Source organism: Rossellomorea aquimaris (assembly GCF_020172085.1).
Lineage (GTDB): Bacteria > Bacillota > Bacilli > Bacillales > Bacillaceae_B > Rossellomorea > Rossellomorea aquimaris_E.
In genome coordinates this window covers 1-23,077 of record NZ_JAIVAT010000009.1, presented here as the reverse complement: position 1 = coordinate 23,077, position 23,077 = coordinate 1, and the positions used below count along the sequence as shown (strand labels likewise).

At 42.7% G+C, this 23,077-nt stretch carries 27 protein-coding genes and 1 riboswitch; of the genes, 15 read left to right on the top strand and 12 right to left on the bottom strand.

Annotation, left to right across the window (positions count from 1 at the left end; translation table 11 throughout):
• Positions 1 to 33: 33 nt before the first annotated feature.
• From yunB to LCL96_RS19760, 4 genes are all read left to right on the top strand, one after another.
• Positions 34 to 798, top strand: a complete 765-nt coding sequence (yunB, locus tag LCL96_RS19775; protein WP_224944589.1) for a sporulation protein YunB — start codon at positions 34 to 36, stop codon at positions 796 to 798.
• An 80-nt stretch (positions 799 to 878) separates the two neighbouring features.
• A riboswitch (Lysine riboswitch) is annotated at positions 879 to 1,061 on the top strand.
• A 115-nt stretch (positions 1,062 to 1,176) separates the two neighbouring features.
• Positions 1,177 to 2,739 carry a Na+/H+ antiporter NhaC family protein gene (locus LCL96_RS19770; RefSeq protein ID WP_224944586.1) on the top strand — a complete coding sequence of 521 codons (1,563 nt, stop codon included), beginning with the start codon at positions 1,177 to 1,179 and terminating at the stop codon, positions 2,737 to 2,739.
• 279 nt (positions 2,740 to 3,018) lie between these two features.
• Positions 3,019 to 4,545: a sodium-dependent transporter gene (locus LCL96_RS19765; protein WP_224944583.1), complete on the top strand. Its 1,527-nt coding sequence runs from the start codon at positions 3,019 to 3,021 to the stop codon at positions 4,543 to 4,545.
• Between the two features lies 1 nt (position 4,546).
• A complete protein-coding gene (locus LCL96_RS19760; RefSeq protein WP_201714229.1) occupies positions 4,547 to 4,654 on the top strand; it encodes a methionine/alanine import family NSS transporter small subunit in 108 nt (35 codons plus the stop codon).
• A 38-nt stretch (positions 4,655 to 4,692) separates the two neighbouring features.
• On the opposite strand, the gene LCL96_RS19755 is transcribed toward LCL96_RS19760, so the two are convergent.
• Positions 4,693 to 5,694, bottom strand: a complete 1,002-nt coding sequence (locus LCL96_RS19755; RefSeq protein WP_397550926.1) for a M23 family metallopeptidase — start codon at positions 5,692 to 5,694, stop codon at positions 4,693 to 4,695.
• Between the two features lie 222 nt (positions 5,695 to 5,916).
• On the opposite strand from LCL96_RS19755, the gene lipA reads away from it, so the two are divergent.
• Positions 5,917 to 6,834, top strand: coding sequence for a lipoyl synthase (gene lipA, locus LCL96_RS19750; RefSeq protein ID WP_224944580.1), 918 nt, complete (start codon positions 5,917 to 5,919; stop codon positions 6,832 to 6,834).
• Between the two features lie 197 nt (positions 6,835 to 7,031).
• Here the strand turns inward: lipA and LCL96_RS19745 are convergent, their stop codons facing one another.
• Entirely contained in the window at positions 7,032 to 7,766 is a 735-nt protein-coding gene (locus LCL96_RS19745; RefSeq protein WP_224944578.1) for a YhcN/YlaJ family sporulation lipoprotein, read from the bottom strand.
• 103 nt (positions 7,767 to 7,869) lie between these two features.
• On the opposite strand from LCL96_RS19745, the gene LCL96_RS19740 reads away from it, so the two are divergent.
• The gene (locus LCL96_RS19740; RefSeq protein WP_224944575.1) at positions 7,870 to 8,145 is read left to right on the top strand and encodes a YutD family protein; all 276 of its coding nucleotides are present in this window, start codon (positions 7,870 to 7,872) and stop codon (positions 8,143 to 8,145) included.
• A gap of 41 nt (positions 8,146 to 8,186) precedes the next feature.
• Here LCL96_RS19740 and LCL96_RS19735 read toward each other — a convergent pair whose 3' ends face one another.
• Positions 8,187 to 8,495, bottom strand: a complete 309-nt coding sequence (locus LCL96_RS19735; RefSeq protein ID WP_224944572.1) for a cytosolic protein — start codon at positions 8,493 to 8,495, stop codon at positions 8,187 to 8,189.
• A 69-nt stretch (positions 8,496 to 8,564) separates the two neighbouring features.
• The gene (locus LCL96_RS19730; RefSeq protein WP_224944569.1) at positions 8,565 to 8,834 is read right to left on the bottom strand and encodes a DUF3055 domain-containing protein; all 270 of its coding nucleotides are present in this window, start codon (positions 8,832 to 8,834) and stop codon (positions 8,565 to 8,567) included.
• Between the two features lie 135 nt (positions 8,835 to 8,969).
• Between LCL96_RS19730 and LCL96_RS19725 the strand changes: the two genes are divergently transcribed.
• The 3 genes from LCL96_RS19725 (at position 8,970) to LCL96_RS19715 (ending at position 11,121) form a co-directional block, all read left to right on the top strand.
• A complete protein-coding gene (locus LCL96_RS19725) occupies positions 8,970 to 9,407 on the top strand; it encodes a DUF86 domain-containing protein (RefSeq protein ID WP_224944566.1) in 438 nt (145 codons plus the stop codon).
• A 99-nt stretch (positions 9,408 to 9,506) separates the two neighbouring features.
• Positions 9,507 to 10,271: a TIGR01457 family HAD-type hydrolase gene (locus LCL96_RS19720; RefSeq protein ID WP_224944562.1), complete on the top strand. Its 765-nt coding sequence runs from the start codon at positions 9,507 to 9,509 to the stop codon at positions 10,269 to 10,271.
• 592 nt (positions 10,272 to 10,863) lie between these two features.
• On the top strand, positions 10,864 to 11,121 hold the full coding sequence (locus LCL96_RS19715; protein ID WP_224944559.1) for a helix-turn-helix domain-containing protein: 258 nt from the start codon (positions 10,864 to 10,866) through the stop codon (positions 11,119 to 11,121).
• Here the strand turns inward: LCL96_RS19715 and LCL96_RS19710 are convergent.
• The gene (locus tag LCL96_RS19710; protein WP_224945060.1) at positions 11,118 to 11,240 is read right to left on the bottom strand and encodes a sporulation histidine kinase inhibitor Sda; all 123 of its coding nucleotides are present in this window, start codon (positions 11,238 to 11,240) and stop codon (positions 11,118 to 11,120) included. The genes LCL96_RS19715 and LCL96_RS19710 overlap by 4 nt on opposite strands.
• Before the next feature lie 309 nt (positions 11,241 to 11,549).
• Positions 11,550 to 12,050: a phosphatidylglycerophosphatase A gene (locus LCL96_RS19705; protein ID WP_224944556.1), complete on the bottom strand. Its 501-nt coding sequence runs from the start codon at positions 12,048 to 12,050 to the stop codon at positions 11,550 to 11,552.
• Positions 12,051 to 12,285: 235 nt separating this feature from the next.
• On the opposite strand from LCL96_RS19705, the gene yutH reads away from it, so the two are divergent.
• Together yutH and LCL96_RS19695 are read left to right on the top strand one after the other, a co-directional pair.
• Positions 12,286 to 13,287, top strand: coding sequence for a spore coat putative kinase YutH (gene yutH / locus LCL96_RS19700; protein ID WP_224944553.1), 1,002 nt, complete (start codon positions 12,286 to 12,288; stop codon positions 13,285 to 13,287).
• 76 nt (positions 13,288 to 13,363) lie between these two features.
• Positions 13,364 to 14,326 (top strand): 2-hydroxyacid dehydrogenase, encoded by a 963-nt coding sequence (locus LCL96_RS19695; protein ID WP_224944550.1) that lies wholly within the window; start codon positions 13,364 to 13,366, stop codon positions 14,324 to 14,326.
• Between the two features lie 720 nt (positions 14,327 to 15,046).
• Here the strand turns inward: LCL96_RS19695 and LCL96_RS19690 are convergent.
• A complete protein-coding gene (locus LCL96_RS19690) occupies positions 15,047 to 15,283 on the bottom strand; it encodes a NifU family protein (RefSeq protein ID WP_034763763.1) in 237 nt (78 codons plus the stop codon).
• A gap of 198 nt (positions 15,284 to 15,481) precedes the next feature.
• Between LCL96_RS19690 and LCL96_RS19685 the strand changes: the two genes are divergently transcribed.
• Together LCL96_RS19685 and LCL96_RS19680 are read left to right on the top strand one after the other, a co-directional pair.
• Positions 15,482 to 15,808, top strand: coding sequence for a YuzD family protein (locus tag LCL96_RS19685; protein ID WP_224944549.1), 327 nt, complete (start codon positions 15,482 to 15,484; stop codon positions 15,806 to 15,808).
• A 129-nt stretch (positions 15,809 to 15,937) separates the two neighbouring features.
• On the top strand, positions 15,938 to 17,146 hold the full coding sequence (locus LCL96_RS19680; protein ID WP_224944548.1) for a cytochrome P450 family protein: 1,209 nt from the start codon (positions 15,938 to 15,940) through the stop codon (positions 17,144 to 17,146).
• Positions 17,147 to 17,238: 92 nt separating this feature from the next.
• Here the strand turns inward: LCL96_RS19680 and LCL96_RS19675 are convergent, their stop codons facing one another.
• Positions 17,239 to 18,306: an NAD(P)/FAD-dependent oxidoreductase gene (locus LCL96_RS19675; protein WP_224944547.1), complete on the bottom strand. Its 1,068-nt coding sequence runs from the start codon at positions 18,304 to 18,306 to the stop codon at positions 17,239 to 17,241.
• Positions 18,307 to 18,633: 327 nt separating this feature from the next.
• Between LCL96_RS19675 and LCL96_RS19670 the strand changes: the two genes are divergently transcribed.
• Complete coding sequence (locus LCL96_RS19670; RefSeq protein ID WP_263628263.1) at positions 18,634 to 18,870, top strand: YuzB family protein; 237 nt, start codon at positions 18,634 to 18,636, stop codon at positions 18,868 to 18,870.
• Positions 18,871 to 19,030: 160 nt separating this feature from the next.
• Here the strand turns inward: LCL96_RS19670 and LCL96_RS19665 are convergent, their stop codons facing one another.
• Complete coding sequence (locus tag LCL96_RS19665; protein ID WP_224944545.1) at positions 19,031 to 19,729, bottom strand: DUF2225 domain-containing protein; 699 nt, start codon at positions 19,727 to 19,729, stop codon at positions 19,031 to 19,033.
• Between the two features lie 218 nt (positions 19,730 to 19,947).
• Here LCL96_RS19665 and LCL96_RS19660 point away from each other — a divergent pair, with 218 nt between their 5' ends.
• On the top strand, positions 19,948 to 20,310 hold the full coding sequence (locus tag LCL96_RS19660) for a HesB/IscA family protein (protein WP_224944544.1): 363 nt from the start codon (positions 19,948 to 19,950) through the stop codon (positions 20,308 to 20,310).
• A gap of 51 nt (positions 20,311 to 20,361) precedes the next feature.
• Here the strand turns inward: LCL96_RS19660 and LCL96_RS19655 are convergent, their stop codons facing one another.
• From LCL96_RS19655 to LCL96_RS19645, 3 genes are all read right to left on the bottom strand, one after another.
• On the bottom strand, positions 20,362 to 21,006 hold the full coding sequence (locus LCL96_RS19655) for an SDR family oxidoreductase (protein ID WP_224944543.1): 645 nt from the start codon (positions 21,004 to 21,006) through the stop codon (positions 20,362 to 20,364).
• Between the two features lie 104 nt (positions 21,007 to 21,110).
• The gene (locus LCL96_RS19650) at positions 21,111 to 21,725 is read right to left on the bottom strand and encodes an FMN-binding negative transcriptional regulator (protein ID WP_224944541.1); all 615 of its coding nucleotides are present in this window, start codon (positions 21,723 to 21,725) and stop codon (positions 21,111 to 21,113) included.
• 75 nt (positions 21,726 to 21,800) lie between these two features.
• The gene (locus LCL96_RS19645) at positions 21,801 to 22,799 is read right to left on the bottom strand and encodes an NAD(P)/FAD-dependent oxidoreductase (protein WP_224944539.1); all 999 of its coding nucleotides are present in this window, start codon (positions 22,797 to 22,799) and stop codon (positions 21,801 to 21,803) included.
• Positions 22,800 to 23,077: the final 278 nt, after the last annotated feature.

The following is a 23,077-nucleotide window of genomic DNA, read 5'->3' as shown; positions in this document are numbered from 1 at the left end:
GTGCATACAAATAGCTTGTAAGGGGGGATTTTTTTGTCTAAGTTTAAAACCTACAAACCCCGAAGAGGAGGTCCGCTGCCTTTTCGACATGTCATGATCATCACGTTTCTGTTCTTTATGATATCCACGGGATTCGGATTGTGGATCATCAATAAAGGGTTGAAGCCGACGCTTCTTGCTTATGCTGAGACACAAACGAGCAGGATTGGTACCCTGGTGATTAACAAAGCGATCAATAAGAAAATTGCCGATGTACTGGATATTTCGGATATAACGGAAGAAGTGAAGAACCAGGAAGGCGATATCGTTTCGTTTAAATACAATACGCAGACAATCAACAGGGTTCAGGCTGAAATTACGAATCTGGTCCAACAGAACCTGCAGGAGGCAGAGGCGGGTAATATTGAAAATCTGGAATTTCTCACCGAGGTGGAAATTGATGAAGGGAAGTCAAAGGCATCGAAGGGCATTACCTATTCCGTTCCTTTAGGGCAGGCGACAAACAACGTGCTACTCGGGAACCTGGGGCCAAAAATCCCAATCCGTTTTCATTCCATCGGTGATGTCCGTTCAGATGTGAAAACGACAGTGGAACAGTTTGGAATCAATAATGCCGTTGTGAAGGTATTTGTGGAGCTTGAAGTGAACGTCCAGATCATCATTCCGTTTGCAACGAAAACGGAAACAATCAAGCAGGATATTCTCGTCGCGATGGGTACTGTACACCTGGATGTGCCGCAATTTTATAATAATGGTGGGGGAGGATCGGGACCATCCATAGAATTTCCCACAAATTAGCTATGAAAAAAAAGTTGTCAAAAGAATGATAGTTTGTTATATTGATAAAGAAAATTTTATAACACACCACATCATCAGTCCGATGGGGTAGAGGCGCAGGATTCAAAAGTAATCTGTTTGAGGATGACAACGAAGAAAACAGATGAAAGGGAATTTTTGCCGAAGTAAATATGCTTGTCGAAGGTATATTTGCTGGGGTTGTCTTGAATAAGGATAACACTGTCATTATAGGGAAATCTCTATAATGGGGAGCTACAGATCGTGATGGAGCACTTACGTTACTAACAAAGGTAATGATAGTTTCTCTATCGTTGCCTTTTTTTATTATCCTCTGTCATGCTACGATGGTTCCCCCCTATCAAATAGGAGGAGGACACTATGGAAAACACGATTTACTCTTTATTACCACCCCTTTTAGCCATCCTTATGGTTATACTCACGAGACGGGTTCTACTTTCACTTGGAGTAGGAATTGTCGCGTCTGCCTTTTTGTTGGCGGATTTCTCAATAACTAAAACATTCAACTTTATCTGGGACGCCTTTAAAGGAATCTTTGTCGCAGATGGCGGTCTGAACACTTGGAATGTCTATATCATTTTCTTCTTACTCATTCTTGGTGTCATCACCGCTTTTGTAAATATTTCAGGCGGGAGCCGCGCATTCGGGGAATGGGCGATGAAACGTGTAAAGACGAGGCAAGGTGCACAGCTTTTGGCTGCGGTATTAGGTATTATCATTTTTATTGATGACTATTTCAATGCCCTTGCAGTTGGACAGGTTTCGAGACCCATTACGGACCGACACAGAATCTCACGTGCGAAATTAGCGTATATCATTGATTCTACTTCCGCTCCGATTTGTGTTGTATCCCCGATTTCAAGCTGGGGAGCTTATATCATCGGAATCATCGGTTCGATCCTTACAGCACATAGTATTACGGAATATACGGCGTTTTCAGCATTCATTCAAATGATTCCGATGAACCTTTATGTATGGGCGGCGGTCCTACTTGTCGTCATGGTTGCTTATAAGGGACTTGATTTTGGCAAAATGAAAGAACATGAAGTTCGTGCCCTTGAAACGGGTGATCTATATGACCCTGGTAAAGAGATCCCAGGTGAATTGAAAAATGATCTTCCTGTCAGTTCAAAAGGCTCTGTAGGCGATTTAGTATGGCCGATCGTAGCCCTTGTTGTTGGTACGGTTTCCATGATGCTTTGGACGGGTTACCAGGCAGTGGGTTCTTTCGATTTATTGCCGATCTTTGAAAATACAGATGTAACTAAATCGTTATTATACGGTGGATTATTCGGGCTTGTGATTGCCCTGATCTTCTTCCTTCGTCAAGTCAGCTTAAAAGGAATTGAAGCAGGTGCTGTCGGAACGGCTGTAGTGGAAGGGATCAAATCGATGCTGCCGGCTGTTTACATTTTGATCTTTGCATGGACGATCGTTACACTCATCGACCAACTCCAGACGGGTACGTACCTTGCCGGCCTGGTTGAACAATCAAGCTTGCCGATGCAGGCACTGCCGGTCATTTTATTCCTTGTTGCCGGGATCATGGCTTTCTCAACGGGCACATCTTGGGGATCATTTGGTATTCTACTTCCGATCGCCGGAGAAATTGCTGCCGCGACAGACGTAAGTATCTTACTTCCTGCCATGGCAGCGGTGCTGGCCGGATCAGTTCTAGGTGATCACTGCTCACCGATCTCCGATACAACGATCCTATCTTCAACTGGAGCGGGAAGTAATCATATCGATCACGTGATCACACAGCTTCCATATGCGGCTATTGGTGCAGTTGTAGCCGCCATCGGATATATTGTACTTGGATTCACCGGAAGCGCAATCCTGGGACTCGTGGTTGTCATCATTTTGATCTTGGCAATCGCCTTCCTGTTCGGTGAAAAAGCGAAACCTGCATCTGCAGAATAATGTAGGATGAACCAGAAGCTAATTTGGCTTCTGGTTTTTATTTGGATCCCACCTCTTACCTCCTGATTCTATCGCCACCCATTCACCAAAATCCGACAAAATTCTTATAGTGAAATAGTACTGCCGTGATTTTGTGAAATTCTTATGAAATCACTAAAATAAAGCTTTGACAATTGTCCAGGAACTAGCTATACTGACTTTAGATTATAAATAATCTGAAAATATAAAAATTTCAAATACCTATCAAAGGGTAGTTGGAAAGAACTAGGGGGGAACAGCATGGAGAATCGTGCGCAGTTTGGTACAAGAGCAGGATTTATTCTAGCTGCTGTCGGGTCAGCAATCGGATTGGGAAACATTTGGCGTTTTCCTGCAGTAGCGTATGAAAATGGTGGGGGAGCATTCTTTATTCCATATTTATTCGCTCTTCTTACAGCAGGTATTCCATTATTAGTACTTGAATTTACAATCGGTCATAAGTACCGTGGTTCGGCACCGTTATCTTACTTCCGTCTAAATAAGAAAACAGAATGGCTTGGCTGGTGGCAAGTATTAATTGCCTTCGTCATTTCCACCTATTATGCCGTCATTATCGCCTGGGCGATGTCGTACAGTGTATTTTCTTTCAACTTAGGTTGGGGAAAGGATACAGAGTCATTCCTGTTCAGTGATTATTTAAAACTATCAGTTGACGCAGGTCAGACAGGAAGTGTGGTTCCTGGGGTCTTCATCCCGCTTGTAATCGTATGGGCCGTTACACTGGGTATTCTTTTCAAAGGTGTAAAGAAAGGAATCGAAGTAGCGAATAAGATCTTTATTCCAGCACTTGTTATTTTATTCTTAATTATTGTTGTTCGCGCTTTAACGTTACCAGGAGCGATGGAAGGTCTTGATGCATTCTTCAAGCCAGACTTCAGCAAGATTGCTGATCCTGGTGTATGGGTGGCAGCATATGGACAGATTTTCTTCAGTTTATCCATTGCCTTCGCCATCATGATTACGTACTCAAGTTATCTTCCGAAGAAATCGGATATTACGAACAATGCGTTTATCACTGGTTTCAGTAACTCAGGGTTTGAATTATTGGCCGGTATCGGTGTATTTGCCGCTTTAGGTTTCATGGCGCAATCTCAAGGTGTTGCTGTACAGGATGTTGTAAGTGGTGGAGTGGGACTCGCGTTTGTTGTCTTCCCGCAGATCATTAACGAATTCCCGGCATTCAACGAAGTATTTGGCTTCTTATTCTTTGCTTCACTTGTCCTGGCCGGTTTGTCATCGTTAATTTCCATTTCAGAAACATATGTAGCAGCTGTTTCTGAGAAGTTCGGAATTTCCCGTAACAAAGCTGTACTATTCGGTGGCGGACTTTCAGCCATCATCTCGATTCTATTTGCCACACAGGGCGGATTATTGTTCCTTGATGTAGCAGATTACTTCATCAACCAATTCGGAGTTGCGTTTGTAGGATTAGTGGAAGTAGTCGTGATTGCCTGGTTCCTTCGCAAATTGGGAGCATTCCAATCCCATGCAAATGGGATTTCGGATATCCAGCTTGGTACTTGGTGGAAAGTATGTTTAGGTGTTATCACACCAATCGTTCTTGGTTGGATGATGTTTGGTTTATTCAAAATGAATTTACTGAAAGAATTTGAAACTGAAACTGGTAACTACGGTGGCTATACTGATGCCTTCGTACTTTACAGTGGTTGGTTTGTAGCAGCCTTTGCCATCCTGGTCGGTGTTGCCTTCGGATTTAAACGCTGGAATGCCAAAACAGATGCTGAAAGCTATAAGGAGGTAAGCTAACATGACTGGTAGCGCAATTGCAATGATGGTTGTAGGAATGGTCATCATTTGGGGTGGATTAGCAGCTAGTATCATGAACGCTGTTTCCAAATCGAAAAAGCAGGTATAAAGGAAGAAGCAGACGATGGATTTCCATTGTCTGCTTTTTTAATGCTTCTTGTTATTGATTCTATCCTGACGCTCCCACATTCTGAGATGAGGATAAGGATCAAAGGACCATTCCGTCAAGCCATTATCCTTATACATTCCGTAATGTAAGTGAGGGGGGAATTTCCCAGAAGTACCTGGAGGTCCATAACCCGAGCTTCCCACACCGCCAATCACCATTCCGGGTTCAACGACCTGTCCTACATGAAGGTCTTTGGCAAAACCGCTTAAATGAGCAAAGTAGTGATACGTATTATTGATGTCGCGTATCCCGATCCGCCATCCTCCATACCGGTTCCAGCCTTTCATCTCGATAATTCCGTAAGATGTTGCCCTTACAGGTACACCGTAATCAGCAAATAGATCCGTCCCTTCATGGATCCGTCTGCCACCCCATCCCCTGGCATCTCCCCATGTATTTCGGTAACTATAGTTAAACCGGAGGGGAAGAGGAAAGGCTTTTTTATTGAGATGAATCGTGCCGTACTGCTTATATATTTTTGCATTGCCCATAATGATGCTGACGGTTTTATCCCGTTTGTAATAATCCCAGAGGGCCAGTTTGAAATTATCACGATCGATCCCATACTTCAATATAAAATCCGTTAAAGCCGCAAGGATATCTTCATCACTTTTCATACTTGCTTTCCCGTCATGATCTCCATCTCGGCCAATTCCATTAAATAGGGCGATCGTTTCAGGGTTATCATCTTCTGCACGTGGATTTAAAGGGCCAATCCACTTTTCAGGCTCCATATAAATCGAGATAAATGAAGAAGGCTTTTCCCTATCCTTACGTGCAAAGCGAAGACTGCGTTCGTATTGATCTATGGCAGCTAAGTAGTACCAGGGGATCTGTGTCAAAGTCTCGCTCTTTTGAAATAATTCCATCCTTTTGTTGTATATCTGTTCATCAGTGAGCTTTTCTGATGCAAAGCCCTGACATGGACTTACCACGAAAGAGAAAAGGGCAATGACCAAAACCAGTCGTTTGTACAAAATAATCCCTCCATTTTTAGGGGCTTATTTCTAGTTTGTATCGTTCACCGGGAATCATAATCATCAATAAATGGTAATAGGGTATCACATGCTTGTTTTCACTTTTTTAGTATGATAAAGTGACAAAAGAAGTATATTGATGATGGCTTTTTTTACATAGGATGAACGATATAGCGTTTCACTCTTTGCCTAAGTCAGAATTATTTAGGATTGGAGATGAGGGGTATGAGCAAGAAAGATGAACACATTCGTAAACCGGATTGGCTTAAAATTAAGCTGAATACGAACGATAATTATATGGGCTTGAAAAAAATGATGCGTGAAAACAATCTTCATACAGTATGTGAAGAGGCGCGTTGTCCGAATATTCACGAGTGCTGGGGAACGAGACGAACGGCTACATTCATGATCCTCGGGGATATTTGTACACGTGCCTGCCGTTTCTGTGCAGTGAAAACAGGCCTGCCGACTGAACTGGACCTGAAAGAACCGGAACGCGTTGCGGACTCCGTACAATTAATGAACTTGAAACACGTCGTCATTACAGCAGTTGCACGTGATGACTTAAAAGACGGTGGATCAAAAGTTTTCGCTGAAACGGTACGTGCCATCCGCCGTAAGAGCCCGTTCACATCCATCGAAGTATTGCCTTCTGATATGGGTGGGGTATTCGATAATATCAAGACATTGATGGATGCTAAGCCTGATATCATGAACTACAATGTCGAAACCGTCCGTCGCCTGACTCCAAGAGTTCGTGCACGCGCGACTTACGACCGCACATTGGAATTCCTGCGTCGAGCGAAAGAATTGAATCCTGACATCCCAACGAAATCAAGCATCATGGTGGGTCTTGGGGAAACGAAGGAAGAAATTCTGGAGACCATGGATGATTTACGTGCCAATCACGTGGATATCGTGACGTTGGGTCAATATCTTCAACCGTCCAAGAAGCATTTGAAAGTTCAAAAATATTACCATCCAGATGAATTTGCCGAACTTCGTGAAGCCGCTATGGAAAAAGGCTTCAGCCACTGTGAAGCTGGCCCGCTCGTTCGTTCTTCTTATCATGCCGATGAGCAGGTGAACGCAGCAGCTAAAGCAAGACAAGCCAAGGGTGAACAAGAGGTTCAAAACGCTTAATCTAAAACATATTAAAGGACTGACTTGAAGGAGAAGCTCTCTAACAGTCAGTCCTTTTTGTAGCAGATGGGGATTGTCCAGCTCCGGCGGCTAGCCCCTCGAGGTCATAAGTCAAATCAACCAAAAAGGCAAAGTACGCCTTTCCAGTTGATTCGCCTTATGCTTGTCGCCTCTAAACGAGCCGCCTGCGCTTTTCTTTAGTCCATCATTTTGTTTGTATCTGTATAATCGTTGCGTTTTTGGCGGTCCATATTGATTTTATGGGTGTCGTCATCACGCATTTCGTATTGATCAGATGTCATTTCACCGTTGGCATTTTCACCTGAATCTACATTTCTTCCTTGTGGAGAATCTTTCAGCATCAGGTTAATGGTGTCGTCAATGGCTGTATTCGCGTTTTTGCTGTCACTATCCATTTTTGCAAGGTTTTCAACATTGCGCATCAAAGCTTTATCATCCGTCACATAGACATGATACCAGCGTGGGATGACTGACATGGCTGTTTTCTTTACCTGATCGGCAACTTCAAAGCGGCCGTCTTTATCTTTTTTGTCGGTTACATAAGAGACAAGCACTTCTTCATCTGTCACCAGAGTGGAGCAATCCTTCACATCTGGAAGGGCAACACTCATTTTGCTGATGGAGTCTGCTACCTGCTCACGATTGATGCTGTACATATCCTTCGTGGAGATATTTTGGCCACCAGTTGGACTCTTCTGTTGACGGACATAACCGAAGTCTTCCCCGCGGTGAGGGCCTTTTTTGGTCCAGCCGTTTTCGTTATACAGGTCTTCCCGGTCAGTTACGTTAATTGTATTTCCATTATCATGGAACATCTCTTCATTGGCCTTGTCGATGCCGCTGCAGGCAGTTCCGATGAGCGTGATGCTCAGTACCGTTGTACCTAAGATTAATTTATTCAACTTAAACACCCCCTATTTGATAGGGTGACCATCTGGAATGGTAATTTTTCATAGTAATTAATGGACAATCCGTTATAATTTAAGATAAGGAAACGAAAGTGGGTGGACAGAGGTGATTTGCGTACAAAACACATGCTACGAAATCGTCGAGGAGTTTAGAGACGGATTCAACGAAGAGGCTTTTAAAGAAAGATATAGCGATATTTTAAGCAAATACGATTATATCCTTGGTGATTGGGGATATGGGCAGCTTCGTCTAAAAGGGTTCTTTGAAGATCACAATCAAAAGGCATCATTCGATACAAAGGTAAGTACCCATAAGGATTACTTGTATGAATACTGTAATTTTGGCTGTGCTTATTTTCTCGTGAAAAAGGTAAACAAATAATGGGGAAAGGAACAAACGACAACCGTTTGTTCCTTTTTATTTTACTTATTTTCAGTATAAGGCGGTTCTTCATTCACATCAGGGTCTGCATGAACAGGATGTGAACCGGGTTCCTGACGGGGGATATCCTGATGCAGGGATTTATTCTCGTAGTTGAAGGCACTATAATACCTCTGTCCCTCTTCCCATGGTGTACTCTTATTTTCAACAGGGGTATGCTTTCCTCTTGGAGCCCCGTAAGGACCTTCAGGAAGCGTTTCGGGGACGATGAAATTACGATAAGTTTCTACGTTTGAGAAGTCGCTGTATACTTGTTCTTCTTTGTCGTTCTGTTTACGGTCTTTACTCATCAAATCTCCCACCTTTCATACCTCTAGTATGTGAGATGGAGGTGGAGTTCATTCTTGCGGCACCTTCATTTAAAGGATGATTTCCCCTAAAAAGTCCCTTAATTCTGCGGCTTCTTCATCCGTTAATTTAAATACACTTTCTATATATCCGGGTTCATCGAGATCATCCCTGCCCATAATGGCAAATCGGTTACCCTGAAGGTCCAGTACTAATGCTTTCCCGTAATAACGTTCGGTTTGAGTAATGGCCAGGTCATATCGTTGACTTTCCCCCATGAAACTCACGAATCGGGTTTTAGTGGTTTCCATATCATCATATAAATAAAAGCGTTCATTCATTACGATGTCCTCCTCATTTTCTGCTCATTTCATCATATCAAACTAAGGCAGGAATTGCAGGATGTATCTGTATGATGCTGAAATTATGTTAAAATACAGAGTGTGAGGATTTCGTTTTAGGAAGAGGTGTGCACCATGTATTTTGTAGACAGGGAAAAGATTGAAGAAATACTGATCTATATGAATGAGCAACTAAACATTGTCAGTCGTCAAGAACAGTGGAATGCTACATTAGAAAAATTGGCGTTGGAGCGTGTTGCCCACGTAATCATTGAGTCCATCCTGGATGTAGGAAATAGCATGATTGATGGATTTATCATGAGGGATCCGGGCAGCTACGAGGATATCATAGACATTCTCCTCGACGAAAAGGTGATCACTGATAACATGAGTGAAGACCTTAAACGCCTCGTTGGTCAGCGTAAACCGTTGGTACAGGAATATACTTCGGTTGATCATGAAGCGTTACATACAATCATAAGAGAAGTGTTCTCAACACTGACCCAATTTCCAGTCCAGGTACGAAACTACCTCGAAAATGAACTGGGTCCCGTATCGGCGTTTAAAAATTAAAGTAATTGATCGCGCTTTCTATTCAGAAAGCGCTTTATTTTTTATAGGGTTATACAAAATCTTGGACATACTAAAATCAACGTTATGGAGGTACTACAAATGAAAGAATATAAAGGGTACTTAATCGATCTGGATGGAACGATGTATAAAGGAAAAGAGAAAATCGAAGAAGCGGGGGACTTCGTGAAACGATTGCAGGAAAAAGGCTTACCTTATCTGTTCGTCACAAATAATTCTTCTAGAAGACCTGAGCAGGTGGCTGAAAAATTGAGGTCCTTCGATATTCCGGCAAAAAAGGAACAGGTATTCACCACATCCATGGCGACTGCCCAATATATGGCGAAGGAAAAGCCGAACGGGACTGCCTATGTCATCGGTGAAGAAGGGATTCGTTCAGCACTGGAAGAGAACGGCATTACGCTTCAGGAAGAAAAACCTGATTTCGTAGTGGTCGGAATTGACCGTGACATTAATTATGAGAAATTATCCCTTGCTTGCTTAGGAGTGAGAAATGGAGCGACGTTCATTTCAACAAATGGGGACATCGCGATTCCGACTGAGCGGGGGCTGCTTCCAGGGAATGGTTCTTTGACCTCTGTCGTGACCGTCTCGACCCAGACCGACCCGATCTTCATCGGAAAGCCGGAGTCCATCATTATGGAACAGGCGCTGTCTGTGTTAGGAGTCCCGAAGGAAGAAACACTGATGGTGGGGGATAACTATGATACAGATATTCTCGCCGGGATCAATGCCGGGCTCGATACACTGCTTGTTCATACAGGGGTCACTACGAAAGAGACATTGAGTAAGAAGCATATTCAGCCTACTTATACGATTGAAACTTTGGACGAGTGGGATATATAATAACAAAAAATGGAGGCTGACAGTCAGCCTCCATATCCCTATTAGTCCTGCTGAATACTCAAATAGTACAAATGTAAAAAAATAGTCGCATATTCATAATAGACAACCCACACTCGTATAAGTAAAATAGAACTAGTGTGAAAAGAAGTAATCTGGATACTATTTATACTTCAGGGACCATCGTAACGGTCTTATTTGCTAACAATATGTACGCCTCAATAGATATTGTTGAAAGTATAATAGCAGGAACGAGAATTATACTCCTATTGTATTATGTGTTTTTCCTCTAACTAACTTTAATTTTTTCCATTACACATATTTGAGTACTCAGAAGGACTAAAAGCAGAAAGTGAAAAGAGAAAGCAAAGATTTTTTGATTTTTTTTAAAAATATTCCGAAATGAAGTGTAAAGGTATCCAACTAGGGTAAACAACAAAGGTAGTAGGGGACTATTAGCATTGATACCTTTTCAATTTCTAACTATTCTTTACGAATGTAAACAACTTTAAGAATGAAAGTCACTGTTTCTTATCTTGATTTTCGGAAACATTCCACATCATTTCTAAAGAATACTTAAAAGGGTAGTGAGGTAATGAGTATTACAGTTACAGTTACAGGACTTGTCGGAAAGAAAATAAGACACCATAGAAGAGCGAAAGAAATCACCATACAGGAATTAAGTCACAAATGTGGATTGACGGTTAATTATATTTCGTTGATTGAAAAGGGTGAAGCGAACCCGTCCCTGAACAAGCTGAATGCCATTGTATGTGCTCTGGACGTCCAGTGGGAAGACATCATGCCAACTTGTGAAGAACACGAAGAGATCTACAACCAAACGATTATCTAATGAACTAATTTTCTCTTTTTCATTTCTTGTTCGATCAGAGTGATGAATTCATTACTGAGTTTTAACTGTTTTGCTTTCTTATAGGCATCGATAAGGGCTTGATCACTTAGGCACTGGATAAGAATTCACCTCGATTATTTCTGGACATATGTAATATGGGGAATGCAGTGTCGTGAAAGTGACGGCCATTATTGATGTTTCTATGCTTTAAGAATATTCCTCGATACAACTATATTGAATATAATTACAACTATAATTGTAATTATATAAAACAATTCAACAATGTGCAATCATTAAGTTAGTTAAAAGGATCTATTTTTGATGAATATGTAATCGATCGGGTTCAACCGTATAATTTATCCTTATGTACTTCTTCCATCACTAAAAATCAGACGACTTTGTCGTCTGATTTAAAACATTTTATACTTTCACTCTGTGCTTTTTGCCCGGTGTGCCAAACGGCTTGAAGCTGCTGCGGCGATGGCACCGACAATATCATCCAGGAAGGTATGGCACATACCCGAAGACTTATCATTCAATTTCTCCAGGATCCCCGGTTTTTGCTTATCAATATATCCGTAGTTTGTAAAACCAATCGAACCATACACATTCACGATGGAAAAGGCGAGTATTTCATCCACTCCGTATAATCCTTCATCCACTTCTACAATGGCCTGCAATGGCTCCATCAGCATCTTTTTCTCAGCTAATATATCAAGTTGAATGCCTGTCAGAATCGCATTCTGTACTTCGCGCTTTGTTAACACACGTTCAACGTTGTAAACACATTCCTTTAATTCAAGATCAGGATGATACTTTTGTTGAAGGTACATGACTAATTGAGCGATATCTTCTATCTCCACGCCTCTTTCATGCAGCCATTTACGTGCTGTACTCTCTAATAAATCCATTGATTCTTTATCCTTCATCCTATTCACCTTTTTCTTTGAAAGATTGTAAAACCCCTATTTCGATTAGACGAAGCCTTGTTTTACTCATATGATTCCCTTTTGGAAAATAGACATAATAATAGCTTCTAATTTCATTCTTGCCCATCTCTGGTTTTGGATATTCATTTTGCATGAATCGTTCTCAAGCTATATAGAGTACAGGTTATATACGAATGGCGAAAAAGAACGGTCATTATAGATAGGAGAGGTCAGTATGTCTCAAGAGATTTTAATTAACCATTTTGGGTTGCATCCTGAGCGGGCATTCTACGATGGAATGATGGATCGATATATGGTTGGGGGATTAGTATATAGTATTGTAGGCGTCTCGAATATGGAACAGGAAACCCTGGTGGAACTTTATAAATTGGCAGAGCATCTAAAAAGTGCAGGAGATCGCTATGTATCGACCTTTGTTCAGAGTAACGAAGGAAGATTTCTCGTAGTGGAGAAGGATAAGGATTATGTCGTCCTCAGGAATGAAACCATTCACTCTCCCCCAGATCAGAAGGTTGGCAGAAAGCTTAGTAAATTTCATTACAGGGGACGGACCTATGAAGAAAAGGTGGAAAAGATCAATCGCATGGGGCAGTGGAAAAGTCTGTGGGAGAAAAGGCTGGCACAGTTGGAGAAAGCGTATTATCAGGTTATCCAGGATCAGCCGGCTGATGAGTTTGAGCGCTTGTTTGTGGAAAGCTATCCTTACTACAGTGCATTGTCAGAAAACGCTATACAATATCTGGTGGATACAGAACTGGATGAAGATCCTCAGGCGGAGGATGCAGGGACCATTTGCCATGAACGGTTTCTGAAGTCCACATGGGGATCGGAAGTGTGCATTCATTTTCCATTTCAATGGGTATTCGATCACTGCACCCGGGACATAGCAGAGTGGGTCAGGGAACGCTATTTCATGAGGAGCCAGACGTTTCATCCAGAGCTTCAAGAATTTATGAAGGAATATGAATCGATTACACCACTCTCTCCATTTTCATGGAGATTGCTGTATTCACGGCTTTTATTCCCCTTGCATTATTTTGAGTGCGTTGAGGAGTATTATATTTCACAATCAGAACAGAAGAAAAAGACAGTCGAAGAGAAATTGGAGCGTTATCTGAAGAACTCTCATCAATACGAATCATTTCTTTCTGATTTTTACCATATGTCAGAGGTCCCTGTGAAAAAGTGGGGTATTCCTCTGATTGCCTGGTTGTAACTCCCCAGCCCAGTAACGGGTGAAGCCTTCACTTTTATGCTAAACTGAAAAAAAGAAGTGAAGGTGGGGAATACATATGAAGCCATTCATCTACATTACACGAAAACTGCCTGAATCCGTCATTGAGCCATTAATGGATGAGTTCGAGGTGGAGATGTGGAACAGGGAAGATGCACCTGTCCCTAGGGACATCCTCCTGGAGAAAGCGGAAAAAGCTTCTGCCCTATTGACGATGCTGTCTGACAAAATTGACCGGGAACTCTTACAAAATGCTGACTCACTGAGGATCGTATCCAATCTTGCTGTTGGTTATGACAACATAGACCTTAAGGCGGCAAATGAAAAAGGGGTCACTATTACGAATACACCGGATGTTCTGACGGAGACAACGGCTGATTTGACTTTTGCCCTCTTGCTGGCTGTTGCAAGACGGATCGTTGAAGCTGACCGATACATAAAAGAAGGAAAGTGGAAAAGCTGGTCACCCCTTCTCCTGGCTGGTGCAGATATTCATCACAAAACAATGGGTATTGTCGGTATGGGGAGTATCGGTGAAGCTGTGGCAAAAAGGGCGAAAGGGTTCAATATGAATGTCCTGTACTATAATCGTTCACGGAAACACGAAGCGGAGACTAGCATCGGGGTACAATATGCCTTATTGGACGAACTCCTTTCTCAATCGGATTTCGTTGTCATCCTTGCGCCTCTGAATCCTGAGACGGAGGGGATGTTCCAGGAAAACCAGTTCAAAAAAATGAAGAAAACGGCCATACTCATCAATGCGGCACGCGGGCCCATCGTAAATGAAGAAGAGCTTATAAAAGCGTTAAAAAGGGGAGACATTGCAGGAGCTGGATTGGATGTATTTGAAACGGAACCGATCAGTGAAGATCATCCTCTTCTCGCATTCGATCAAGTTGTCGCTCTTCCCCACATCGGAAGCTCTTCAGAGGATACACGGTATAACATGATGACTCTATGTGTAGAAAACATCCAAGCCGTTCTAAAAGGAGACCTGCCGAAAACAGCTGTGAATTAAAAAGAAAATGCTCTGTTCGCAAAGATTGTTGTTATTCTTGCACAGACAATGATTTGCAAAAGCTCTGTCATTTAGTGTGTGGAAGAGGGTGAAGGGAACTGCTCCGCTTTCCACGGACGTTCGGCCGAGCCTCCTCAGCAAAAAAACGCTTCCGGGGTCTCGGCGCGCCCGTTTTCCGTAGGAGTCTCCGCAGTTCCTTTCACCTCTAAAGTAGCAAGTTTTGACAGAACAAAATGGTTCATGAATATCAGGTAAGTAAGAGTAATGGTACTATTAACTATAATTGGTTACTGCAACTACAATAAAAAGAGTTGGTGTAAGTTATTATGACATTCCTAGTAGTATTACTGAAACATTTATACCTTGATAGTTGATTGGAGCGGAAGGTGCTCGACTCCTGCGGGAAACGCTGGACAGGACGAAAAGCGAAGGCGGCTTGGTCAGGCCCGACAAGCATAAGGCGAGTCAACCGGAAAGGCGCTCTTTGCCTTTTTGGTTGATTTGACTTATGACCTCGAGGGGCTAGCCGCCATAGCTGGATCTTGAGACCCCACAGGGCATTAGCCCGAGGAGGCTTACCGCCAGCCCCGCGGAAAGCGAGCACCTGGAGTGGAAATCAACCACTACTCGCTACATCCGAAGTAACGATGTTTAGGAAAACAGCCAAAGAAAAAAAGCCTGGATCCAATGAAGGATTCAGGCTTTTAAGTCAAAACCGAATTAGAATACTTGCTCTACTTCAACGATTCCAGGAACTTCTTCCACTAATGCGCGTTCGATTCCTGCTTTTAACGTGATTGTTGAACTTGGGCAGCTTCCACAAGCACCAAGTAAGCGTAGTTTAACAATTCCATCTTCAACGTCCACAAGTTCACAGTCTCCACCATCGCGAAGTAGGAACGGACGTAATTTATCTAATACTTCCTGAACGGGTGCAATCATTTCGTTTTCAGCCATTATTATCTACTCCTTTCCTTACTATCTATTATAATGACATATTCGCAAAAAATCTATCAACCTGCAAACGATTGGGCATATCTTTTTCAAGAAATGTTTCCCAGAGGGTTTCCAAAGAGAAAATTGACTATTTTGGTTCCAACCATAATGTTTTTTTTGTAAAATAAACAAAAGAGGGAAAACAAAGGGGAGAATCATATGGAGCGTAAGCCGGTTGAACTTTACGTTTACGGGGCGGAACTACTCTGTCCAAGCTGTGTAAACTTACCATCATCGAAAGAAACGTATGAATGGCTAGAGGCTGCAGTGAGCAGGAAATATCCGAATCAGCCATTCGTGATTAAATATGTGGACATTCACAATCCGCCCGAAGAAGAATCTGTCAAGCAGTTCGCCACGAGGGTGATTGAAGAAGATATGTTCTATCCGATTGTATTATTGGAAGGAAATATTGTCGGCGAAGGAAATCCACGTTTGAAGACGATTTACTCTGAACTTGAGAAGTTTGGATATAAAGCGGTTTAAGCTGTAAAACCAATTTCATTTATGAAATTGGTTTTTTTTGTGCCGATTTAAGGCTGTGAATTGAAGCCTGATCGTCCTTATCATATACTGATGAAGAAGATTGACTAGTCAGTTAATTAGAGGAGGGGCATGATGAATTCGTTTGAATCAGTATTTCAGTCCAACTTTAAAAGGGGAGCATACCCATTCTATTCCCACTTAAGAAAAACAGATCCGGTGTTTGCAGCATGGGAAGATGGGGAGCATACGACGTGGATCGTATCAGGGTATGAAGATGTGTTAGAGCTATTAAAAACTTATTCTTTTATCAAAAATCAATCAAAGGTGTTTCCGAATTCTGAGGGGAATCATGATTTACCCCTAGAAGCAAGGGTGTTTCAGCACATGATGCTCGACGTCGATCCACCAGACCATACAAGACTGAGAAAGCTTGTGCAACCTTATTTCAATCCTAAAAAAATTCAAGAGCTTTCACCCAGGATTGAGGCTATCGCCGATCAACTCATCGATGAGATGAAGGTGAAAGAAGGCGTTATAGATCTGATTGATGACTTTGCCTTTCCGCTCCCGATTATCGTCATTTCGGAACTTCTTGGTGTCCCGACAGAAGATCGAGAAAAGTTCAGGCGCTGGTCCAACACCATCGTGTCAGCTTCGGACAATATGGATACTGATTTTCAGGGGGACGTGAGGGAATTCATTGAATATTTGACGCTCCTGCTTAAAGAAAAGAAAGAAAACCCTAAGGATGATTTGATTTCCAATCTGGTGTTGCATGAGGAAGAGGGGGAACAGCTAACCGAAGATGAACTGTATTCAATGATTATTCTTCTCATCATTGCCGGACATGAAACAACGGTCAACCTGATAGGGAATGGAATGTATGCTCTCTTCGAACATCCAGATCAATTAGAGAAGCTGAGGATGAATCACTCATTCATTGAGACAGCCATTGAAGAATCACTTCGCTTCTATAGTCCGGTTGATTTCTCTACTGCACGTTGGTCTGCAGAAGATATGGATTTTAAGGGGAAACGCATCAAGAGAGGAGACATGGTACTGGCCTCGATTTCATCTGCCAACCGAGACGAAAGAAAATTTGAAGATGCAGGTACATTCGATGTGACTCGGAAACCCAATCCTCATATGGCCTTTGGATATGGAATTCATTTCTGTCTGGGAGCGCCCCTTGCGAGACTTGAGGGAAAAATAGCCTTTGAGAAACTACTGAGTGCCTTTCCGACCATGAAAATGGTGGGGAATCATGATGAATCCAATTGGAGGGATATGTTCCTGCTTAGGGGACTGAGGGGCTTATACGTGGAACTGGATGCATGAGTATCTACATAAGGCTGTTTTTCGAATGAAAAGGGTCTTTTAAGATATGAACAGTACAAAACCCCTACTGTTGAACAGTAGGGGTTTTATTATCATCCATTATGATATTTATACATCCACAACACACCGGATTTCAATAATCGTGCGACCCGTCCTGTTATAGAGCGCTCGTTGACAAGTCCGAAACCATGTTTCTTTCCGAGTGATCCCAGAATCCCCTTTAGCTTGATCTTCGGCAATTCTGCAGGGAGCTCTTCGTTATTCCAGCGTTTCAATAAAATGGTCACGATTTGTTCTGCCTGTCCTTCAGCAAGCTGGGCACTTGGAGCTTGAGGAAGACTTGCGCAGTCACCGACTACATATACATGTTCATCCTGGGGCAGATTATGATACTTTGTCAGGGTGACGCGACCGCTTGCATCTTTCTCGACTTCCATATCACGAACGACCTTGCTAGGCTGGATTCCTGCAGTCCAAACAATGGCATCACAGAAAATCTGCTCTTCGTGGTTATGTAGCGTGTTCGGCTCCACTTTCGTAATATTGGAATTGTTTACGATTTCGACGCCGTTTTCATCAAACCATCCATGAACGTAAGAGCTTAAACGTTCCGGGAATGCATTGAGGATACGCGGTCCACGGTCGAATAATTTAATCTTCAGATCAGAACGGCTTTCCCGAAGCTCACTGGCAAGTTCAATTCCGCTTAATCCAGCTCCCACGATACCAACAATGGAACCTGCAGGAAGATTACACAGCGTTTGATACGTCTTACGAGACCTCTCAATCGTTTGAATCGAGAATGTATGTTCATCTGCACCGGGAACATTGTGATACTTATCTTCACAACCAAGTCCAATGACAAGGTCATCATAAGGAACGGGATCCTGATCTTTCATTTGGACGAGTTTATTTTCCATATCAACGCCTGTGATATCTCCATAAACATATGATAAACGGCTATGTTCCGGGAATGATACACGTACATGTTGATCTGAAATCGTTCCGGCAGCTAAGGCATAGTATTCTGTTTTCAGGCAGTGATAAGGATTTCGATCAATCAGGGTAATCGATACGTCTTCTGGTAGTTGGTTGGGTAATAAGCGAAGAAGGACGCGCATGTTGCCATATCCTCCGCCAAGCAGCACTAATTGTTTCATAGAAATTTCCCCTTTTGCACTCTACATTATTGTTGAAATAGTGTGTTTGTATATGATTTATATCCCATAATGGTAAGGGACAGGATTTAAAGGACATTCAGGCCAAAACGAGTCCTGACAAAGTAAGCATTTTCAATATGAAGCATAATTCGAGTGAATTCTACATAAATAAACCTATTAACATTAAAAGTATATCGAAATAAAGGTCTTTTCACAACAGAAATAAGCGAAAATGTTCACAATCTGTTATACCATTACATGGAATGCAATTCATTGACGAAGGTGATAAAAAAAGGTAGCATAACAAAGAGTAGTGAGGTGATGGAATTGAAACCTATTATAGAATTTTGTATAAGCAATCTTGCTAGCGGTGCGCAAAAAGCGCTTGAGATATTAGAAAGAGACCCGAACCTTGATGTCATTGAGTACGGATGCCTGGGTTACTGCGGAAAATGCGCCCAATCGTTTTATGCTCTCGTCAATGGGGAGGTCGTAACAGGCGACACGCCTGAAGGACTTGTGGATGAGATTTATCAATTCCTTGAAGACAACCCGATGTTCTAAGGAAAAGCCGGCCTGACCGGCTTATTTTTTTTGTCTTTTGGAGGGGAAAGAGGATGGATGAGAATCTTGATCAAGATCACTTCGGATGAAAATATTTGTGAATCCTACTGCCCTGGAATATACGAAAGAACACTAGTGGAGCGTCCACCAGTGTTCTTTTTTACATGGATTTAGATTCTTTATATACTTCCCGGATCTCGTACCAGCGTTCCCTTGCCATATCAATGATCTTCGGTTCAGTCGACAGATGTTGCTTCCCGATGACTTTAGAAAGATAAATAACGGATTCCTCGATTTTATTCTGTCTCCTCAGTAATTCGGCAATGATGTATAAAAGCTTTGTTTCGGACATCAGAAAACCTGAGGTACCATCTGTCATATAGGCATCTATGTACTCATGCGTAGCAAGGTTAATAAAACGCCTTTCCTGTTCTTGATCATCCGTCTTCCGGTAGAGCCAGGCAGTCCGAAGATATAACCCTGCAATGGTCAACTTTTTCTCCTTTTTGATCAAAGCGCAGTAAGCAGCCAGTTTATAAGTGTTGATCGCATCTTCATATGACCTGAGCTTCCCATAATCCTGGGGTTTCCAGTGCAGACTGATCTTCTCTTCCAGTTCAGTCTTGAGTACGGGAGGTATGTAAGCAGTGAAGTCATCTGTATATGAAAATCCGCATCTTGGGCAAACCGATACGTTATAGAGCATAGGATTTATTTCATCTGATTGATACAGGGGACAAAAGTCACTGTCGTAACCTGTAAGCTTTACAAAACGGGAACGTATCTTAGTCGTACTGTAGGAATGTTTACACGAAAGACATTGTGTCTTTTTATCATAAAAGGGCGTCACCACCGTCATGAATACCACCTCGGAATAGGGACTATATACCTTATTATAACGTGGTAATATGGAAGTGGACTAGTGTTTTTTTAATATAGATGAGTAAAAAGTTGTGTTTAGTTAGAAAATTCATAAAATTATTCTTCCAGATATTCACCAAAGCTCCTTTGGTTGAGTAGTAAAATAGAAAGGAGTATACTAAGTAATAAGAAATGAAAAGGTTGGGGGTGTAGTGAATGAGTGAAGTTGTCATTCTAACAGAAGCCGCTGCCCTTCAGATTAAAGACATGATGAAGGAACATGACGAAACAGATGCCATGTTACGTGTAGCGGTAAAAGGGGGAGGCTGCAGCGGCCTTTCTTATGGTATGGGATTTGAACATGATCTTCAAGATGGAGATGCCACGACAGAACAGCACGGAATCAAGCTGGTCGTGGCAAAAAATGATGCTGCCATCCTGAACGGTACGAAAATAGATTACAAGCAGTCCATGATGGGCGGTGGATTCACAATCGACAATCCAAACGCCATCGCGTCATGCGGGTGTGGTTCATCGTTCGTGACAGCGACGAATAAGGGAACACCTGAAAATTGCTAAACATGGAAAAGGGACGGACCTCGGTTTATGAGGTCCGTCCCTTTTTTTAGGTTAATGGATATTTTTCAGCGCATCTGCGATAGGTGTGTCTCCACTTAAGATTTCGAATACTTTGTGGTTCGTTTCTTCGGTGGTCAATGAATCTACGATCACTTTCGCAACATCTGCGCGGGGAATGTTGCGGCTTTTGTCCGTGATGTTCAGGGCCGCTTCAATCTTACCTGTTGCATCATCGAAGGAAAGGGCCCCCGGTCGGACGATCGTGTAGTTCAAGCCACTTTCTTTCAAATGGGCATCCGCTGCTCCTTTTGCTTTTAAGTAGAACTGTAATTCGTCCGGACCGCTTGACGGATGATCGGCTCCCATGGAACTGAGCATCACGAAACGCTCGATCCCCATTTTTTTCGCATAGTCCACAGCTTTTTTGGCACCTTCCTGGTCGATTGCCAGAGTCTTATCATCACCAGTCGATCCTCCGCTTCCGGCAGCGAAGATAACGGCATTCACATTTTCAAGGGCATAGGAAAAGTCCTGCTCAAGATCAGCGATGATCGGTCTTGCGCCCAAGTCTTCCATTTCCTTTGCCTGTTCTGTTTTTCGAATCATGGCCCTTACGAAATGCTGACTGCTGCCTGCAAGTTCTTTCACTATATGACGGCCGGTGTGGCCATTTGCACCAATAACTAATACATTCATTTCATCCATCATCCTTTATCCTGAGTTTTTTGTCCTATTATTGGTCTACCCATTCGGTGTGAAAATAAACAAAACCGTGGGCATGGATGAAATGTAGGACATCATTATTTCAATTGGATGTTCTTCTTCATAAGAGAGGCAACCTTCTGGCTGTTTTCATCCTGGATTTGTTCCAAGTTCTTAATGACCCGTTGTTGCCTTTCCAAAGGGTGATTCTGACTAAGTTTGGCTTTCCCTTCGATGGATTGGATAGGAATTTTAAATCCGACAATTCCTTTTCTTAACCCGCTCTGGAGCTTTTCATCGACACGATCCAATGAATATGGGCTATTGGAGGGTTCATATTTCCTCACTAGAGTCGAGAGGGAATGGATGGTATCAGCTTCATCATCCAACACCTCAAGCTTCCCGTACACATGTACCGCGACATAATTCCAGGTGGGTACGGTTTGATCGGATTCATACCATGATGGGGAGATATACGCATGAGGACCATGGAAGACAACAAGCATCTCCTTTCCTTCACTCTCACGCCACTGTGGATTGGCTTTGGCAAAATGACCATAAAGACATTGCGATTCTCTGTCTAAATAGAGAGGTAAATGGGTGGCAAAAGGCTTACCGCAGTTCTCAGAAAAGACGATGGCGAAACCATTTTCTTCTACGATGGAATAAAGGGTTTCTTTATCATGAATGAGGAACTCTTTTGGAATGTACATGGAATGTCTCCTCCTTAAATTGAAAAAGGGGCTCAGGAATCAATTTCCTGAGCCTCCTGAATAAGAGCCTGTCGTTTAATCAGTAAACATGGACGTACTGTGCATTGGCTGCACTCTTGCCTTTGGATCCATATACGCTTTCGCATTATTGACCGCTGTCGGGGCTTCACCAAATCCACTCGCTATGAGCTTGACTTTCCCATCATACGTACTGATATCACCTGCAGCATAAATACCCGGAATATTCGTTTCCATCCTTGAATTGACCACGATGGAATTCTTCTCGATCTCAAGCCCCCAATCTTTGATAGGACCGAGGGACGATACAAAGCCGAAGTTGACGATTAATTCATCAAGGTCGATGATTTCCTTCTCGTCGCCTTTTGTCTCTTCCAATACGAGCTGATTAATCTTATCCTCATCGACCACCAATTCAGAAGGGACAAAGGGTGTTTTCAGCTCAACCGTGGAATTGTGTAGATTCTCCACACTATGCTCGTGTGCCCTGAATTTATCGCGTCTGTGCACGAGATAGACTTTCTCAGCAATCGGCTCGAGCATCAATGCCCAATCCACTGCAGAGTCCCCGCCGCCGCATATGACCACTTTCTTGCCCCTGAAATGCTCCAGGTTATCAACAAAGTAATGAAGGTTTTTCCCTTCGAACTTCGAAGCATGCTCGAGTTCTAGACGTCGGGGCTGGAAGGCACCGTTTCCTGCCGTGATAATGATGGTCTTAGAGAAGTGGACTTCTTTATCCGTTGTCAGCTTAAACATGCCATCAGCCTGTTTCTCTACACCTTCGACTGCCTGCTCCAGACAGATCGTCGTTTCGAATTTCGCCATTTGTTCCTTAAGATTATTGACCAGATCCTGGGCTTTCACCTTAGGAAAACCGGCAACATCATATATGTATTTTTCAGGATAGAGAGTAGCCAGCTGGCCCCCGAGTTGTGGTAAGCTTTCGATGATCTTGACCGATGCTTTTCTCATACCACCATAGAACGCCGTGAACAATCCAGTCGGACCGCCGCCTATGATCGTGATATCATACACTTTCTGATCTTCCTTCAACTAAATCCCTCCAACCATTTAGATGTGCTTCACTTTCATTTATTCTATCATATCGACCCCGATTCTACACAAGATTGACATCATTATTATGAATAATCAGTATATTTCCCTTTTCGGCACTTTGCCTTATGTTTGTCGCCTCTGGGCAAAGCCCTTCCTCTTTTCATTGTCCAGCTCCAGGGGCTTGGGGCTCGAGGTCATAAGCCAAGTCACCCAAAAAGGCAAAGAACGCCTTTCCGGGTGACTCGTCTTATGCTTGTCGCCCCAGGGCAAGCCCC